General features: G+C 68.8%; 14 protein-coding genes. 3 read left to right on the plus strand and 11 right to left on the minus strand.

Features of this window, described 5'->3' with window-relative positions; genetic code table 11:
• Positions 1–30: 30 nt before the first annotated feature.
• The 11 genes from CFB43_RS24280 to CFB43_RS24330 all read right to left on the minus strand — a co-directional run bounded on the left by CFB43_RS24280 (position 31) and on the right by CFB43_RS24330 (position 11,387).
• Complete coding sequence (locus CFB43_RS24280; RefSeq protein WP_089496900.1) at positions 31–966, minus strand: ABC transporter substrate-binding protein; 936 nt, start codon at positions 964–966, stop codon at positions 31–33.
• A 34-nt stretch (positions 967–1,000) separates the two neighbouring features.
• Positions 1,001–2,791: an amino acid ABC transporter permease/ATP-binding protein gene (locus CFB43_RS39135; RefSeq protein WP_089498125.1), complete on the minus strand. Its 1,791-nt coding sequence runs from the start codon at positions 2,789–2,791 to the stop codon at positions 1,001–1,003.
• A 64-nt stretch (positions 2,792–2,855) separates the two neighbouring features.
• Positions 2,856–4,208, minus strand: a complete 1,353-nt coding sequence (locus tag CFB43_RS24290) for an LLM class flavin-dependent oxidoreductase (RefSeq protein ID WP_089496901.1) — start codon at positions 4,206–4,208, stop codon at positions 2,856–2,858.
• Between the two features lie 7 nt (positions 4,209–4,215).
• The gene (locus tag CFB43_RS24295; protein WP_089496902.1) at positions 4,216–5,265 is read right to left on the minus strand and encodes an LLM class flavin-dependent oxidoreductase; all 1,050 of its coding nucleotides are present in this window, start codon (positions 5,263–5,265) and stop codon (positions 4,216–4,218) included.
• Between the two features lie 63 nt (positions 5,266–5,328).
• Positions 5,329–6,276, minus strand: a complete 948-nt coding sequence (locus tag CFB43_RS24300) for an ABC transporter substrate-binding protein (RefSeq protein WP_089496903.1) — start codon at positions 6,274–6,276, stop codon at positions 5,329–5,331.
• Between the two features lie 54 nt (positions 6,277–6,330).
• Positions 6,331–6,891 (minus strand): GNAT family N-acetyltransferase, encoded by a 561-nt coding sequence (locus tag CFB43_RS24305; protein ID WP_089496904.1) that lies wholly within the window; start codon positions 6,889–6,891, stop codon positions 6,331–6,333.
• A 316-nt stretch (positions 6,892–7,207) separates the two neighbouring features.
• Positions 7,208–7,609, minus strand: coding sequence for a type II TA system antitoxin MqsA family protein (locus tag CFB43_RS24310; protein WP_089442431.1), 402 nt, complete (start codon positions 7,607–7,609; stop codon positions 7,208–7,210).
• Between the two features lie 2 nt (positions 7,610–7,611).
• Positions 7,612–7,908: a type II toxin-antitoxin system MqsR family toxin gene (locus CFB43_RS24315; RefSeq protein WP_089427443.1), complete on the minus strand. Its 297-nt coding sequence runs from the start codon at positions 7,906–7,908 to the stop codon at positions 7,612–7,614.
• Positions 7,909–8,020: 112 nt separating this feature from the next.
• Entirely contained in the window at positions 8,021–9,055 is a 1,035-nt protein-coding gene (locus tag CFB43_RS24320; RefSeq protein WP_089496905.1) for a succinylglutamate desuccinylase/aspartoacylase family protein, read from the minus strand.
• A 260-nt stretch (positions 9,056–9,315) separates the two neighbouring features.
• Positions 9,316–9,591, minus strand: a complete 276-nt coding sequence (locus tag CFB43_RS24325) for a hypothetical protein (protein WP_089427445.1) — start codon at positions 9,589–9,591, stop codon at positions 9,316–9,318.
• Positions 9,592–9,836: 245 nt separating this feature from the next.
• Entirely contained in the window at positions 9,837–11,387 is a 1,551-nt protein-coding gene (locus CFB43_RS24330; RefSeq protein ID WP_089496906.1) for a sensor domain-containing diguanylate cyclase, read from the minus strand.
• A gap of 521 nt (positions 11,388–11,908) precedes the next feature.
• Here CFB43_RS24330 and CFB43_RS24335 point away from each other — a divergent pair.
• The 3 genes from CFB43_RS24335 to CFB43_RS24345 are packed head-to-tail and all read left to right on the plus strand — an operon-like array spanning position 11,909 to position 16,733.
• A complete protein-coding gene (locus CFB43_RS24335) occupies positions 11,909–14,785 on the plus strand; it encodes a xanthine dehydrogenase family protein molybdopterin-binding subunit (RefSeq protein WP_089496907.1) in 2,877 nt (958 codons plus the stop codon).
• On the plus strand, positions 14,782–15,477 hold the full coding sequence (locus CFB43_RS24340) for a (2Fe-2S)-binding protein (protein ID WP_089496908.1): 696 nt from the start codon (positions 14,782–14,784) through the stop codon (positions 15,475–15,477). Before CFB43_RS24335 ends, CFB43_RS24340 begins: the two co-directional genes overlap by 4 nt.
• Positions 15,474–16,733 (plus strand): cytochrome c, encoded by a 1,260-nt coding sequence (locus tag CFB43_RS24345; protein WP_089496909.1) that lies wholly within the window; start codon positions 15,474–15,476, stop codon positions 16,731–16,733. Before CFB43_RS24340 ends, CFB43_RS24345 begins: the two co-directional genes overlap by 4 nt.
• Positions 16,734–16,818 lie beyond the last annotated feature (85 nt).

Here is a 16,818-nt window from a genome sequence, read left to right on the forward strand (position 1 = left end):
GTCATGTCGGGCATCGCCCCATCGACGCCGTCAAAACGACGGCAGCCCCGGCGGATTGGTCTCCGCACGCGCGATCGCTTCACTCTGCAAGCCCCAGCGCGCGAGCGCCTGCCCGTAACGGCCGTTGCCGATCAGCCCATTCGTCGCGAGCGTCAGCGCGGGTGCGAGCCCGCTGCCGCGCCGCGTCGCGATCGCCACGTCGGCGTTGGCCGGCCAGCCCGCATTGACGACGCCGACGCGGCGGATCTTGCCCGTGCGGGCGGCCTCGTATGCGAGCGACGCGTTCGGGTTCAGCTCCGCATCGGCGCGACCCGACAGCAGCGCGACGCGCGCCGCCGCATCGTCGTCGAAATAGAGCAGCTCGGCCGGCTTCAGCCCCTGAGCCACGTTGCGCTTGTTCCACTCGAGCAGGATACGCTCCTGGCTCGTCCCCGCGCCGGTGATGATGCGCAGGCCGGCAATGTCCCTCGGCTCGGCGAGCTTCGCGATCGGGCTGCCGGTGCGCACGTAGAAGCCGTGCAGCCCGAGCCGGTAGGTCGTGAAATCGTATTTCTCCTTGCGCTTCTCGGTCACGCCGACGTTCGAGATCACCGCGTCGTACTTGCCGGACGTCAGCCCGAGCGGCCAGTCGGCCCACGCGATCGGCAGCAGCACGAGCGTGCGGCCGAGCGCGTCGGCGACGAGCTGCGCATAGTCGGGATCGGCGCCGACCACGGTGCGCGCGTCGGTCGCGTAGGCCGACACGGGCGGCGCGTGCGGTGAAATCGCGACCGTGAACGCGCCGTCGCGTACCCAGCGGTAGCCGGCTGCCGCACGGATCGCCGCGTCGTCGGGTTGCGCGCGCGGGCGGCCGGCCTGGCGCGGATCGAGATCCGCGGTCGCGGCGGCTGCCTGCACCGCGTGCCATGGAAGGCTGCCCGCTGCCGCGACCAGCGCCGCGGTCATGAACTGGCGTCGGTCGGTCATCGTGCGGCACCTCGCAGGTCGTGAGCGGTGCGCATCACAGCACCCGCGACAGGAACGCGCGCGTGCGCGGATGCGACGGCGCGTCGAGCACGACGGCCGGCGGCCCGGCTTCGACGATGCGCCCGCGCTCCATGAACAGCACGTTGTCCGCGACTTCGCGCGCGAAGCCGATCTCGTGCGTGACGATCACGAGCGTCGTGCCCGACTGGGCAAGTTCCTTGATCACGTCGAGCACCTCGTTGACGAGCTCGGGATCGAGCGCCGACGTCGGCTCGTCGAACAGCAGCACCTTCGGGCGCAGCGCGAGCGCCCGCGCGATCGCGACGCGCTGCTGCTGGCCGCCGGACAACTGGCGCGGATACGCATCGGCCTTGTCCGCGAGGCCGACGCGCGCGAGCAGCGTGCGGGCGACGCGTTCGGCGGCGTCGCGCGTGATGCCGCCCACGACGACCGGCGCTTCGACCAGGTTCTCGAGCACGGTCAGGTGCGGGAACAGGTTGAAGTTCTGGAACACCATCCCGACGGCCGTGCGCCGCGTCAGCACGTCGCGTTCCTTCAGCTCGTAGAGCACGTCGCCGTCGCGGCGATAGCCGATCAGTTCGCCGTCGATGTCGATGAAGCCGTCGTCGACGCGTTCGAGATGGTTGATCGTGCGCAGCAGCGTCGACTTGCCCGAGCCCGACGGCCCGACGATCGCGGTCACGCTGCCGCGCGGCGCGACGAACGACACGTTGTCGAGCACGCGCTGCATGCCGAACTGCTTCGACACGCCATGCACGGCCACTTCGCCGCCGGCGCGCGGTGCGACGGCGGTCGCGGCGTCGCCATCGCCGTGAGCCTGCTCGACCGATGCCGCGTGACGGGACGCCACACGCCGCCACAGCGCACCGATACGCGCGAGCGCGAACGTGATGACGGACGGCGGCGGGTTGCGCAGCGCCCCGCGCGCATAGTGCCGCTCGACCTGCACCTGGATGGCCGACAGCACGGTCAGGATGATCAGGTACCAGACGGTGGCGACCATCAGCAGCGGAATCACTTCCAGATTGCGGCGATAGATCACCTGCACCGTATAGAACAGCTCGGGCATCGCGAGCACGTAGACCATCGACGTGCCTTTCGCGAGCATGATCAGGTCGTTGAACGCGGTCGGCAGAATCGCGCGCATCGCCTGCGGCAGCACGATTCGCGTGGTCTGTCGGCCGCGCGGCAGCCCGAGCGCGGCGGCCGCCTCGAGCTGGCCCTGGTCGACCGCGAGAATGCCGCCGCGAATCACCTCCGCGGAAAACGCCGCGTGGTGCAGCGTGAGGCCGAGCACGGCCGCGAGGAACGGGCTGATCAGGTCGGTCGTCGGCGTGTCGAACCAGACGATGTCGGTGAACGGCACGCCGAGCCGCACATGCTCGTACAGGTAGCCGAGGTTGTTCAGGATCAGCAGCAGCACGATCAGCGGAATCGAGCGGAACAGCCACACGAAGGTCCACGCGCTCGCCGACAGCAGCCGCGAACGCGACAGCCGGGCCAGCGCGACGAACGCGCCGAGCACGAGGCCGAACACCGCGCCGAGCAGCGTCAGCACCAGCGTGCGCGCGAGCCCCGACAGCACCGGCGGCGACAGGAACCATTCGGCGAACACCGGCCAGCCCCATTGCGGGTTGCCGAGGATCGAATGCAGGACGATCGCGATCAGCGCGATGGCGAGCACGGTGCCGGCCGTGCGCGACCGGTGGCGCGCGGGCACGATCCGGAAACGCGTGCCGGCGTCGCGCGCGCCGGGGGAAGAGAGCGGCGGCAGCGCGCCGCCGAGGTGGGTCGTGTCGCTCATGTCGGTGGAAATCCTCGAATCGGTCGGGCGGGCGCGCCGCGCACGGGCGGCGCGGCGGCGGATGTCAGGCGTGCGCTTCGGCCGCCGTTTCGTGCGGCGCGCCGGGCGCCGCATGGCGGCTGGCCTTGCGCGGCAGCCCGAGATGGTCGCGCAGCGTCGCGCCGGGCAGGTCGCGGCTGTAGCGCCCGCGTGCCTCGAGCACCGGAATCACGAGCTCGATGAAATCCTCGACGCCCTGCGCCTGCACCGCGAAGCCGAGGATGAAACCGTCGCCGGCGCCGGCGTCGTGCCAGCGGATCAGCTCGTCGGCGACATGCTCGGCCGTGCCGATGAAGTTCGGGCGCGGCGTGGCGACCGCGAGCGCCGTCTCGCGCAGCGACAGGCCTTTCTGTTTCGCGTCGGCCTTGATCCGGTCGGTGGTCGAGCGGAAGCTGTTGCGGCCGAGCTCGCCGAGTTCCGGGAACGGCGCATCGAGCGCGTACTGCGTGAAATCGTGGTGATCGAAATAGCGGCCGAGATACGCGAGCGCCTCGTCGATCGTCAGCAGGTTGCGGATCGCCTGGTACTTGTCCTCGGCCTCGGCCGCCGTGCGGCCGACGATCGGCCCGATGCCGGGGAAGATCTTCACGTCGCTGCCTTGCCGGCCGTGCTCGATCGCGCTCTGCTTCACGCGCCGCGTGAACGCGGCCGTTTCGTCGAGCGACGGTGAATGCGTGAACACCGCATCCGCATACTTGCCCGCGAGGCCGATGCCGGTATCCGACGAACCGGCCTGGAAGATCACCGGCTGCCCCTGCGGCGAGCGCTGGATGTTGAGCGGGCCCGCGACCTGGAAGAAGCGGCCGTGGTGGTCGAGCGTGTGGAGCTTGTCGCGATCGAAGAAGCGCCCGGTCGCGCGGTCGCGCACGAAGGCGTCGTCGTCCCAGCTGTCCCACAGGCCCTGCACGACGTCGAGGTATTCGTCGGCGATCTCGTAGCGCAGTTCGTGATCGGGATGCGCCTTGCCGAAATTCTTCGCGGTGCCTTCGAGCGGCGTCGTCACGACGTTCCAGCCCGCGCGCCCGCCGCTGATCGCATCGAGCGACGCGAGCTGGCGCGCGACCGTGAACGGCTCGCTGTACGACGTCGAGATCGTGCCCGCGAGCCCGATCTTCTTCGTCGCGACCGCGAGCGCCGACAGCACGGTCAGCGGCTCGAAGCGGTTCAGGAAGTGCGGGATCGACTTCTCGTTGATGTACAGGCCGTCCGCGACGAACGCGAACGCGATGCCCGCGGCTTCCGCCTGGCGCGCGATGCCGATCGCGAAATCGAGGTTGATGCTCGCGTCCGGCGGGTTGCTCGGGTGCCGCCATGCATTCATGTGGCTGCCTGCGCCTTGCAGCATCAGGCCGAAGGGAATCGATCGTCGGGTCGTCATGGGCGCGTCACGCGTTCTGGTCAGGGGAAAGGGAGCGGTCGGCCGCGAGGGCCGCCTGCAACGGCGTGGCCGACAGCGCGCCGCCGAGCCATTCGGCCGATGCGAGCCGCGCCGCGTAGTCGGTCACCGGCGAATCGATCACGAACGCATCGACGTCGAGCCGCCGGCTCAGCGCGTCGAGCGCGCGGTGGACGCGTTCGGGCGTATCGGCCAGCACCGTCGGGCGCAACTCGTCGATCCGGTAGTCGGACGCGCCGCTCTGCCTCGCGAATTCGGCGGCCGCCTGCGCGCTGGCGAGATTGAAGCTCTGGCCGCCCGCGAACTGCAGCTTGAAGATCTTCAGCGGCCCGATCAGTTGCTCGGCCGCGTCGCGCGTGGGCGCGGCCACCGCGTACAGCGCGACCAGCGGCCGGGTGCCGCCCGCGCTGCGGTACGCGTCCAGCGAGCGTTCGAGGTTCGCGTCGTCGCCGTTGAAATGCCCCGCGTAGCAGAAGCGCCAGCCGTTGCGCGCGGCGAGCGCGCCGCTGTCCGGCGAGCCGCCGAGCAGGATGCGTTCGGGCGCCTGCGGCGGCACGGGCAGCGCGACGGCACCGGCGAGCGGATGATCCTCGGCGACGCCCCAGCCGAGAAACGCGTCGAGCTCCGCGAGCTGGCCCGCGAAATCCGGCTTGCGCGCCTTGTCGTGGAACCACTGCAGCGCGCGCGTGGTCAGCGGCAACCCGCCGGGCGCCTTGCCGATGCCGAGATCGACGCGGCCCGGCGCGAGCGCGGCCAGCACCTTGAAGGTTTCGGCGACCTTGAACGGGCTGTAGTGCTGCAGCATCACGCCGCCCGAGCCGACGCGGATGCGCGACGTGTGCGCGAGCAGGTGCGCGACGACGATCTCCGGCGCCGAGCTTGCAAAGGCCGGCGTGCCGTGATGTTCGGCGACCCAGAAGCGCTCATAGCCGAGCTGTTCGGCGCGCTGCGCGAGCGTCGTGGTGAAGCGCAGCGCGTCGGCGGCGTTCGCGCCGTCGGCGATCGGACTCTTGTCCAGCAACGAAAGCGAATAAGACATGGTGAGCGGCGTTCCTGCGTGAGCGTGGCGTGGGCGTGAAGGGGCGGTGCGCGTGCGCGGCGTTCAGCTCTTCGGCAGCCCCGGCGGATTCGTGCGCGACTGGTCGATCGCTTCCGAAGCGAGGTTCCAGCGGTCGAGCACCTGCTGGTAGCGGCCGTTCTTGATCAGCCCGTTCAGCGCGACGGTCAGCGGATCGGCGAGCCCGCTGCCGCGGCGCGTCGCGATCGCGATGTCGGCCGTGCGCGGCCAGCCGCCGCTGATCGCGCCGACGAGGCGCGTCTTGCCTTGCTGCGCGCTCTGGTACGCGAGCACCGAGTTCACGCTGAACACCGCATCGGCGCGCCCCGACTGCACGGCGACGATGCGCATCGCCTGGTCGTCGTAGTACTGGATCTGCACGGGTTTCAGCCCGTGCGCGACGTTCTCGCGATCCCACGCGAGCAGGATCTTTTCCTGGTTGGTGCCGGCGTCGGTCACGATGCGCAGCCCCGCGACGTCCTTCGGCTCGCGGATCGCCTGGATCTTGCTGTCGTTGCGCACGTAGAAGCCGACCTGGTCCTTGCGGTAGGTCGAGAAATCGAACTTCTGCTTGCGCTCCTCGGTGACGGTGACGTTCGAGATCACCGCGTCGACTTTTCCGGATTCGAGGGCGAGCGGCCAGTCGGCCCACGCCAGCGCGACGATCTTCAGCTTTCGGCCGAGGCTGTCGGACACGAGCTGGCCGACGTCGGCGTCGAAGCCGATCACCGTGCGCGCGTCGGTCGCATACGAGCTGATCGGCGGCAGGCTCGGCGCAACGCCGATCGTCAGCGTGCCGGGTTCGGCGAACTTGAACGACGCGGGCACCGCGCGCTCGACGGCCGCATCGGCCACGCCGCGCGGGCGGCCGCGCTGCTCGGGGCTCAGGTCGAACGTGGCGGCGGCCGCGGCCGCCGCGAACGCGGTCATGCCGATCAGTGCGGCGGCCAGCGTGCGCACGGCACGGGAAGAAAGCGGTACGGCTCGTTGCATGAAAGCGTCCTGGAGTGGCAAGCGGAAATCGGGGGGAAGCGGGGGCCGTCGCGGTCAGCGCGACAGCACCGGTTCGGGCACGGGCGCCCACAGGTCGGCCAGCGTCGACGTGCGCGACGGATCGGCGAGATCCTTGCCGAACCGCAGGTGGAAATACGCTTCGGGGTCGATCGACGAATCGAACAGCCGCGTATAGCCGGTGCGGTCGTACAGCGCCCATGCTTCGGGCTGGCGAAAACCGGTGGTCAGGTAGATGCGGCGATAGCCTTGCTGCGCGGCACGCAGTTCGAGCGCCTCGACGATGACGCGGGCGAGGCCCTGGCGGCGCAGGTCCGAGCGGGTCCAGATGCGTTTGAGCTCGGCGGTCTGCGCGTCGTAGCGCTTGAACGCGCCGCCGCCGATCGTCTCGCCGTCGCGCAGCAGCAGCACGAACGCGCCTTCGGGCGGCGCGAACACGTCGGCCGGGTAGCGTGCGAGTTCTTCGCGGGCGGACGCGTGGCTGTCGGGCCGATAGGCGTGGTAACGGGTCGAATACTCGTCGATCAGCGCGTCGATCAGCGGTTGCGCGCGGACGTCGAGCGGCGTCGTGTCGATGATGCGGTCGGTCGTGGCCATGGGCATCGCGAAGGGCGCGCGATGCGGACGTTCCTGGCGGGGTGCGGGCACGCGGCCCGTCCGGTCTGTTCCGTTATCGCGACGCGGTTGTCGTGATGGCGGCGGCCGTTGCGTGTCCTGCTGGGATGCGGGTGGCGGGCCGCCGCCGTTTTGAACACGTTAGCGGCGCGGCCGGCAAAGGCGAACGAAGCAATTTCGATAAGGATTTCGCGGGAAGCGTCAGAAGGCTTGCAGCGGGAGTGGGGTGGGGTGACGGGGGATCGCGCATGCGTTGAGGCGTGTGCCGGACGTATGCGCGATCCTGAAGCGCGAGCGCCTATGCCGCTCGCACTTCGGCGAGCAGATCGGGGTGACGATCCAGCAGCTTCAGCAATTTCACGAGGGCAAGCGGCGGATTCGTCTTGCCTGTCTCGTAACGGGAGAACGCGTTGACGCCGCCGCCGAAGAGCTCGGCCGCCTCGCGCTGGTCCAGCTTCAGCTTCTTGCGCACCTTCGCGATGTACTTCGGGTCGACGAGGGTGGCGTTCACCTGCTTGTTGAATTCGGTGATCGCTTCGCCGAGACGGGTGGCCTCGTCGAGATCCAGCACCGATTCCCCGCAGGCCGGGCAGAAATCGCCGGTGATATCGCGAACGACAGTCGACCGGCCCTTGTAGGTATATGGGATGTCTCGCGTGTCGCGGACCAGCTTGGCGGCACCGCAGGCAGGGCACTTCATGTTCAACGCTCCTTGAAAGACACGATCAGCACATCGTCGATCACCGTCAGTTTCAGGTACACGTCGCCGCGCACCGTGAAAGGCCGGTAGACGTCCTGCCAGATCGTGTGGTCGGCGTACGTCGTCATACTCTTGTGGAAGTCGAGATCGGTCAGCGACAGCACGACACCGAGCGCCTCCCGTTCCGTGAAACCCAATAGCCGGGCGCCGAGTACCGCGCTCGCCGTTAGCCGGACCTGGCCGGATTCGACGAGCGCTTTCACGCGCAGCAGCTTGCAATGAGGCGTTCTCTTTTCCATCTGCGATCATAACCAAGTAAGTTAATTTGTCAAGTTGGTTAATGACGAACGCATGCCGTCCGCCATGACTGGCAGACAGCGTGGAAAGGAGAGAGGTCCGGATTTAGGCCGTCTAGCCGATGCTCGGCGGCGCCGACAACTCCGCCAGCTGGAACAGGCAATCGCCGCGCTGCACCTGCGCGGGCACGCGCTTGCACACCACTTCGCCGTCACCTTTGAAGCGGTGCAGTACCGGCTCGCGCAGCGGCGTATCGGGGAAATGCACCCACGCGGCCGGCTGCCCGGCCTTCACCTGGTCGCCGAGTTCGACGAGCGGCTCGTACAGCCCGCGCTCGTACGCATAGACGAAATGGCGCTCGCCGTCGACGCGCATGAAGCGCGTGACGGTGGGTGGCGCATCGGGCACGAGCGCGCCGTGCAGCAGCCCGATATGGCCGAGGTAGTGCAGCAGCCCGTGGCGGCCCATCCGGATCAGCGACGGATCGGCCATGCCCGCGCCGCCGAGTTCGGTCACGATCGAGATCGCGCCCTGGCGGCGCGCGGCCGACGCCGAATGCACGGGATTCGGCGCATGCAGCAGCGCATTGTGCAGCCCGAACGCGACCAGCAGCCCGTTGAGCTTCGCGGCTTCGTCGGCGTCGAGCGGATCGATCGCGAGCATGTTGCCGCCCTGGTACAGCAGCGAGCTGCCGCCCGAGTGCAGGTCGACCAGATACTGCGCGCGCGACAGCAGCGCGTGCTCGATGTAGTGGGCGATCATCTGCGTCGGCGTGCCGGTCGGGTCGCCGGGGAAGCTGCGGTTCAGGTTGCCTCCGTCGAGCGGCGACACGCGCAGGCCGGCATCCGCTGCCGGGAAATTCGCCATCGGCAGCAGGATCAACTGCCCGCTGACCATCTCGGGCTCGATCTCGCGCATCAGTTGCGACACGATGATCTGGCCTTCGTACTCGTCGCCGTGATTGCCGGCCATCACGAGCGCGACCGGGCCGTCGCCGTTGCGGATCGACGCGATCGGGATCGGCAGCCAGCCGTATGCCGAGCGGTGGACGGAATGCGGCAGCCGCAGGTAGCCCGCGTGCTTGCCTTGTGCGTCGAGATCGATTTCGCAGTGGATGGGATTGCGGTGCGAGGAAGAAGAGGCGGTCATGGCGGCATCGTTCGATGAACGGAATTCGCCATCTTATCGGGAAACGACCGCCGCGCGGCGCGCAGGGAGTGCGCAACGCCGAACGCCATCAAGCGGCACGTGCATGGATCTCGGGTACGGCCAGTTGCACGGCAGCCGATACGCGAGACCCCGTGCGACGTTGCAGCGATGAACGCATGCCGGTCGGTCGGCCGGCATGCGTTCGGCGGGATGTTTCGCGCCGGCCCCTTGCCGAGACAGGGCCGGCGCGCGCAGCCGCGTTACCGGCCCGATGTTTCAGCTTCGAGACGTCCTTCTTCCCACAGCGCCCAGAAACGGCTGCCGGCGCGATACGGATTCCCGCGGCGTGCGCCGTGATCGGCGATGCCCTGGCGAAATGCGCCGTACAGCGTCAGCGGCGGATTGTCGACGCATCGGGCCTCGCGGGCGGCCGGCATGCGGCTTTCGGACACGAGCCGGCGGATCAGCGATTCGCCGTCGATCACGTCCAGTGCGTCGATGGTTTCGCTGCGGCTGAGGACTTCGACGGTATTCATGTTGGGTCTCCCTGACAACCTGTTTCCCTGACAGGGAGCAATAAGAGTGCCAGGCTTGAAAAGCCTTGCGCTGCTTCGATCGTGCCGGCTTCTGCAGCCAACGTGACGCGCGGCAGGCGGCGATGTTACGGAACACGTCACGTGACACGCGAACGCGCGACGACACGTGCGGCCACGCAAAGCGTTTCGGAATTGAATCGTCGGGAGGCGGCGGAGGCGGGGGAAAGCGGGCTTGTGCAGCCGGGTCAACTCGCGGTCACGGGCGTGACCCGGCTGCTGCCGCTCGAATAGAAGCGATAGATGCCCTTGCCTGCGGACTTCGCTTCATACAGCGCGCTGTCGGCCTGCCGGATCAGTTCGTCGGGGGAGCCGTGCCCGTCGTCGAGCGCGATGCCGATGCTGATCCCGAGGCTCACCGTCTCGCCGATCGACAGCGTGTACGGCGCCGAGATCTGCCGGATGATGCGCGCGGCGAGGAGCGAGCACGCATGCATCGTCGTGTCGTCGATCGCGACGACGAACTCGTCGCCGCCGATGCGGGCTGCCAGCTCGCCGGACGGCAGCGTCTTGCCGAGCCGCACGGCGACCTGCGTGAGCACATCGTCGCCGGCCTGGTGGCCGAACCGGTCGTTGATCGCCTTGAAGCCGTCGAGGTCGAGATACATGACGGCGAGCGCGGGACCCGGCGCGCGCGGCCGGCGCGCGAGCATCCGCTTGAGCTCGGCATGCAGTTCATGACGGTTCGGCAAGCCCGTCAGCGCATCGTGCCGCGCGAGATGCCGGATGTGCTGCTCGGTCCGGCGCCGCGCGGTGACATCCTCGACGATGATCACCGCGTTGCCGTCGGGCACGCGGTGGCGCGTCAGTTCGAGCTGGCGGCCGTCGGCGAGCACGACGTCGAGCGGCGCGGGTTCGTCGCAGGCCAGCCAGAGTTCGCACTGCGCGGCGAGAATGGCGCCGCCGGGATCGGTCGCGTCGTTCGCGCCGAGCGCCGCGACGACGGCGGGCAACGGCGTATCGAGCATGATCTCGCGCGGCGAGCCGAACAGGTGCGCGGTGCGCCGGTTCGCGACGATCACGCGGCGCTCGCCGTCGATCATGCACAGGCCGTGCGGCATGTAAGTGAGCGCGGCGTCGAAGCGCGCGACGAGTTCGGCGTTGCGCTGGCGCGCGGCGATCAGCGCGACGAGCACGCGATAGTGACGCTGGACGACCGTGCGCATCGCGGCGAGATAGATCGCGAGCGGCGGCAGCAGCAGCCACGCGCCCGACCGGTGGGCCAGCAGCGCACCGACGCCGATCGGCAGCACGCCGAGCGCGACCTGCATCATCGCGAGCCGCGGCAGCGCCGAATTGCGCGACGCGATTCCGCCGAACACGCCGCCCGCGACCATCACCGACAGCGTGCCGAGCTCGACGTCGACGGCCTGCACGCAGCCCATCACGCCGAGGCCGAGCACGAAGCACGCGACGAGCGACACGGGCGCATAGCGCAACGCCCAGTATTCGGCACGGTCGTCGCCGGCGTTGCGTTGAACGGTGTACGCGCGCGCGATCGAGAGCCGCGTGATGAGGAGGCCGACGTCGGCGATCAGCCACGCGAGGCACCACAGCTGCTGCAGCCGGATCAGCGCGACGGCCGCGACGAAGCCGCTCGCGAGCCCGGAGAGCGCCATCGGTCGGACGTCCTCGAACAGCGTAACGAGCATCGACGGGCGCAGCGCGGCCGTCACACGGTGGTTGCCGGAGGGGGGAGTGGCGAGAACGGAGTGCAGGAGAGATGCCCTGACTGCCATGGTTTTTAACCTCGACACGATGTCGCGTGATGTCGCGATGGCTGGCGGCGCCCGCACGGCACATGGCGGGCGCCCGGCCAGGCCGGATGCGCACGACATTACCATGAAACACGGGCGGCGCGGGTTGCCCCGGGGGATACCCGGAGAGGCCCGCGGCACCGCTCGCCGCGCCGGCCACTCGTCGTCAACCACGCCCGCGGATGGCTTGCGCATTCGTCGGCGCCGGGGCAGCATCGTGGCGAACGGATTGCGGCACGGCGACCGGCAGGAGACCCGCGTGAGATCGCTCGCCGTGCACGGCGCACGATCGAAACCGCCGTAACCGGGCACGCGACGCGGTCGGATCAACCCCCGCGACCGGCTGCCGCAGCCCGGCTGAATACCGTTATAAGAAATTCAATAAGTATTTCATGCGAGAAATACTATAGGCGATATATCTAAAACAATGCCAGAATGCGCGCCGCTCCGAACGTCGCGACACCCGATCGCCGTCCGAGCCGCATCAGGAGGTTCCCCCCCAAATGAAAAACCACGGCCTGTCACGGCGGGGTTTTCTGAAAGCCAGCGTGCTGGCGGGTGTCGCGGTGTATGTCGCGCCCCTGGGCAGCCGCGCATTCGCGGCGCTCTTCGAAGAAAAACTCCTTACCCCCGTCAAATGGGATAGCGTCACCGGCATCCCCCAATTCCGCATCGACGGCATCGCGAAGGTCACCGGCTCGAAAGTGTTCGCCCGTGACGTGCGCGCCGCCGACATGCCGCACTGGCCGCAGCAGCAGTCGCATGCGCTGATCCTGCGCGTCACGCAGGCCGACCGCACCTACGAAGGCTTCGACCTGTCGCTGCTCGGCGACGACCTGAAGCCGGACCGCGTGGTCACGGCCGACGATCTCGTGCGCGACGGCGTCGCATTCCCGACGTTCTACGGCGACGACATGCTGCTGCCGGCCGGCAAGACGCCTGCGTATCTCGGCCATGCGGTCGCGATCCTCATCTATCACGACTTCGCGCGCTTCCGCTTCGCGAAGAACGCGCTGAAGTTCCGCGACGACGTGATCCGCTACGGCGCGGTCACCGGCCCGCTCGAGCGCGATCCGTGGGGCACCTTCCGTTACGTGCGCGTGGGCGGCAAGACGGCCTACGACGACGACGTCTATTCGAGCCTGAAGGACGCGCCGATCTTCCCGAGCATGATGCGCAAGCACCTGCCGGTGTGGCCGGACGGCAAGGAGCACGGCAAGCTCGACGAGCAGGGCATGTTCCTCGCCGGGCAGATCGCCAGTGAGCTCGACCATCCGTCGGCCGACTGGCTCGTGTTCGACCGCGAGTACAACACGCAGTCGGTCGACACGTCCGCGCTCGAACCGGACAACGCGAACTGCTGGTACGACACCGCGACGCAGTCGCTGCACCTCGTCGTGCCGACCCAGTCGCCGCTCGAAGTGGCGGAGAACGCGGCCGCGATGGTCGCGAAGTGCCGCTTCCCGGTGAAGAAGCTGTTCGTGCATCCGTGCTACACGGTCGGCTACGGTTCCAAGGATCACTTCAACGTCCCGTTCTACGGTCTCGTCTGCGCGTTGTACGCGGACGGCCGCCCGGTGCGTTTCGCGAACGACCGCTACGAGCAGTTCCAGACGTCGCTGAAGCGTCACGCGTTCAAGATGCATTACCGGATCGCGGTGGATCGCAACACGGGCCTGCTGCAGTCGTTCAAGGGCGACTTCGAGGCGAACGGCGGCGGGCGCTCGAACTTCTCGCCGTCGGTGGCGATGGTGGGCGCGACGGCTGCCCAATCGATCTATTACTTCCCGAAGAGCGACCTGGCCGCGGTCGCGATCGCGTCGCGCGCGATCGATGCCGGCTCGGCACGTGGCTACGGCACGCTGCAGAGCATGGCGGCGACCGAGATGGCGGTCGACGAGATCGCCGCGCAGCTGAACATCGACCCGATCGATTTCCGCCTGCGCAACGCGCTGCGCTCCGGGATGAAGAACACGCAGGGGGCGATTCCCGCCGGCGCGCTGCGCGTGGACGAGGTGCTCGAGCGCTCGAGGCAGCATCCGCTGTGGACGCGCCGCGCCGCGCGCAAGGCCGAATACGAGGCTGCGCATCCGGGCAAGCGCTATGGCGTCGGCTTCGCGTGCGTGCAGAAGGATTTCGGCACGGGCGCGGAAGCGTCGTTCGCGAAGGTCGAATTCGACGAGAACGGCAAGGTGTCGCTGCAGCACACGGCGGCCGAGATCGGCACCGGGATGTCGACGTCGCAGGCCGTCGCGGTCGCGAAATGGCTGGGCCGTCCGGCCACGGACGTGCGCGTGGCTGTGACCGAATGGCCGGACCTGCCGGTCGAGACCAGCGGCGATCCGTACCTCATGTCGCAGGCCGACCAGGATCGCCTGAGCGCGAATCCGCGCTGGTCGCCGAGCTATGCGTCGCCGTCGAGCGCGACGAACTCCGCGTACTACTTCACGCACAGCACGCGCGAAGCCGCGCGCGCGGTGTTCCGCTACGGCCTGTGGCCGGCGGCGATGTCGATCTGGACGCGCGGCCTCGGCGGCGGCCAGGCCGCGCCGTACACGATCCGCATCGAGGACGCGCGCTGGGTCGACGGCAAGCTGACCGCCGACGGCCTCGAGCCGCTGTCGTTCGAACAGCTCGCGAAGCAGGCCCATGCGCTCGGCCTGCCGACCGGCGCCGTCGTGCACGTGTTCAACCGCTGGCAGTGGACCGACGCCGAGTTCGAAGTGGGCGGCATGGTCGAGCGTCTGCCGATCGACGGGCTGTCGCTGCGTGTCGGCGCGCCGAAGACGGGCGACAACGGCCCGGTGCCCGGCACCGCCGCACCGGCCGGCGCGACCACGATGCGCGGCACGCTGGCGCCGACCGCGAACGGCTACCGCGTGCTCGACCGCAAGCGCGTGTTCATCCCGCCGACGAGCCGCAACAACGCGGCCGTCACGTACTACACGGCAGTCGGCACGCTGGTCGAGCTGGCCGTGCACGAAGCGACCGGCAAGGTCGAGTTGCTCACGCACCACTCGATCATGGAATGCGGCAACCAGATTTCGCCGCAGCTCGTGTCGGGCCAGTTGCAGGGTGGTCTCGCGATGGGGATCGGCCATGCGCTGTACGAATACCTGCCGCTGTATGAAGACGGCCCCGGCAACGGCACGTGGAACTTCAACCGTTACCAGCTGCCGCGCGCGTCCGACGTCGCCGTCTGGACGCAGACGGGCGACGTGCTGCCGCCGCTGTCCGAGACCGATCCGCCGAAGGGCGTCGCCGAAGTGGTGATGATTCCCGTCGTCGGCGCGATCGTGAACGGCATCGCGCACGCGATCGGCCATCGTTTCACCGACCTGCCGGTGACCCCGCAAAAGATTCAGGAGGTGCTCGCATGACGACCGCCCAAACCGCGGCTTCCGCCGCGAGCGGAAGCGCCGCCGCGACCGGCGCTTCCGCGCCGAGCGCGGCTTCGGCCGCACCGGCATCGGCCCCGGCTGCGCCGGCTTCGGCCCCGGCTGCCGTCGAGCGTCCGCTCGTCCGGTTCCAGTCGAAACCGCTGTCGATCAATATCAACGGCAAGTCCGTCGGCCCGATGCAGGTGCCGGAAGGGCTGATGATGATCGAGTTCCTGCACGAATACGCGGGCCTCACCGGTTCGCGGCTCGGCTGCGGGCAGGGCATCTGCCACGCGTGCGTCGTGATCGTCGACAAGCCGGACGGCACGAGCGAGGAAATGCGCACCTGCATCACCGGCGCGCACTTCTTCCACGGCCGCTCGATCCGCACGATCGAAGGCCACGCGAAGCGCAACGAAGCGGGCGAAGTGGTCGAGCTGTCGCCGATCCAGCAGAAGTTCCTCGAGCATTTCAGCTTCCAGTGCGGCTACTGCACGCCGGGCTTCGTCAACGCGGCGACCGTGCTGATCGAACGCCTGAAGCGCGAGCCGGTCGCGAAGGCCGACGTCGAGCGCACGATCACCGAGGCGCTCGATGCGCACCTCTGCCGCTGCACGGGCTATGTCCGCTACTACGAAGCCGTCAAGGACGTGGTGCTGACGACGCCGGGACTCGTGAAGGACGCCGCATGAAACGCACATTCGCTCATCGTGTCGCGCGGGCTGCGGGCTTCCCCGCGCTCGCGGCCGCCTGCGCGCTGCTGCTCGCCGCGTGCGGCGGCCATGACGCGCCGGCCTCGAACGCGGCTTCCGGCGCACCGGGTGCCGACCCGATCGCGCGCGGCCGCTACCTCGTCAAGGCCGCCGACTGCGCGGCGTGCCACACCGCGAAGGACGGCGCACCGTTCGCCGGCGGCGCGCCGCTCGAATCGCCATTCGGCACGTTCTACGGCTCGAACATCACGCCCGACAAGGATCACGGGATCGGCAACTGGAGCGCGGACGATTTCTACGCCGCGCTGCATGACGGCAAGGCGCCGGGCAAGCGCCTGTATCCGTCGATGCCGTACACGTCGTACCGTCAGCTCACGCGCGCCGATTCCGACGCGATGTACGCGTACCTGAAGACCGTCAAGCCGGTCGCACTGGAAAACCGCGAGCACGCGCTGAAGTTCCCGTACAACCTGCGTTTCGGGATGGTCTTCTGGGACATGGTGTTCCTGAAGGACAGCCTGCCCGATGCGTCGACCGGCCAGTCCGCCGACTGGCAGCGCGGCCGCTATCTGGCGGGTGCGCTCGGCCACTGCGCGGAATGCCATACGCCGCGCGCGTTCACGGGCCAGCTCGACAGCGCGAAGCCGTTCGCCGGCGCCGCGCTCGGCCGCGTGGCCGCGCCCGACATCACGCCGGCGGGCCTCGCCGCGCGCGGCTGGACGGGCGCCGACCTGCAGACGTTCTTCGGCGTCGGCATCGCGCCGCAAGGCTCGGCGTTCGGCGAAATGTACCCGGTCGTGCACCTGAGCACGCAGACCATGACGAAGGACGACCTGCGCGCGCTGTCCGTGTACCTGCTGGGCGATACGCCGCCCGCGCCGCAACCGGTGAAGCCGGTGTCGGCCGACGCCGCGCAGCTCGCGGCAGGCCGTTCGGTGTATCTCGCGGTGTGCGCGGGCTGTCACGGCTTCAACGGTGAAGGCAAGCCGCACGTGGCGGTGCCGATGAACGGCAATTCGACGGTGCGCCAGGGCGACCCGCGCAACCTGCTGGTCGCGATGCTGGACGGCATCGGCGAGCAGAAGTTTGCCGGGTTCGAGAACCTGCAGCCGATGCCCGGTTTCGCGCACACGCTGAGCGACGACGAACTCGCGCAGCTCGCGAACTACCTGCGTGCGACGTGGGGCGGCCAGCCCGCGAGCGTCACGCCGGCCGACGTGAAGGCCATGCGTTAAGTCGTGCCGCAGGGCGGCGCGTCGCGCGCGAGTCAGCCGGTTTTCCGGTGCTCGCGCGCGACGCGTCGTTCGATTTTTTTCGGCG

This window comes from Burkholderia sp. AU15512 (genome assembly GCF_002223325.1).
Lineage (GTDB): Bacteria > Pseudomonadota > Gammaproteobacteria > Burkholderiales > Burkholderiaceae > Burkholderia.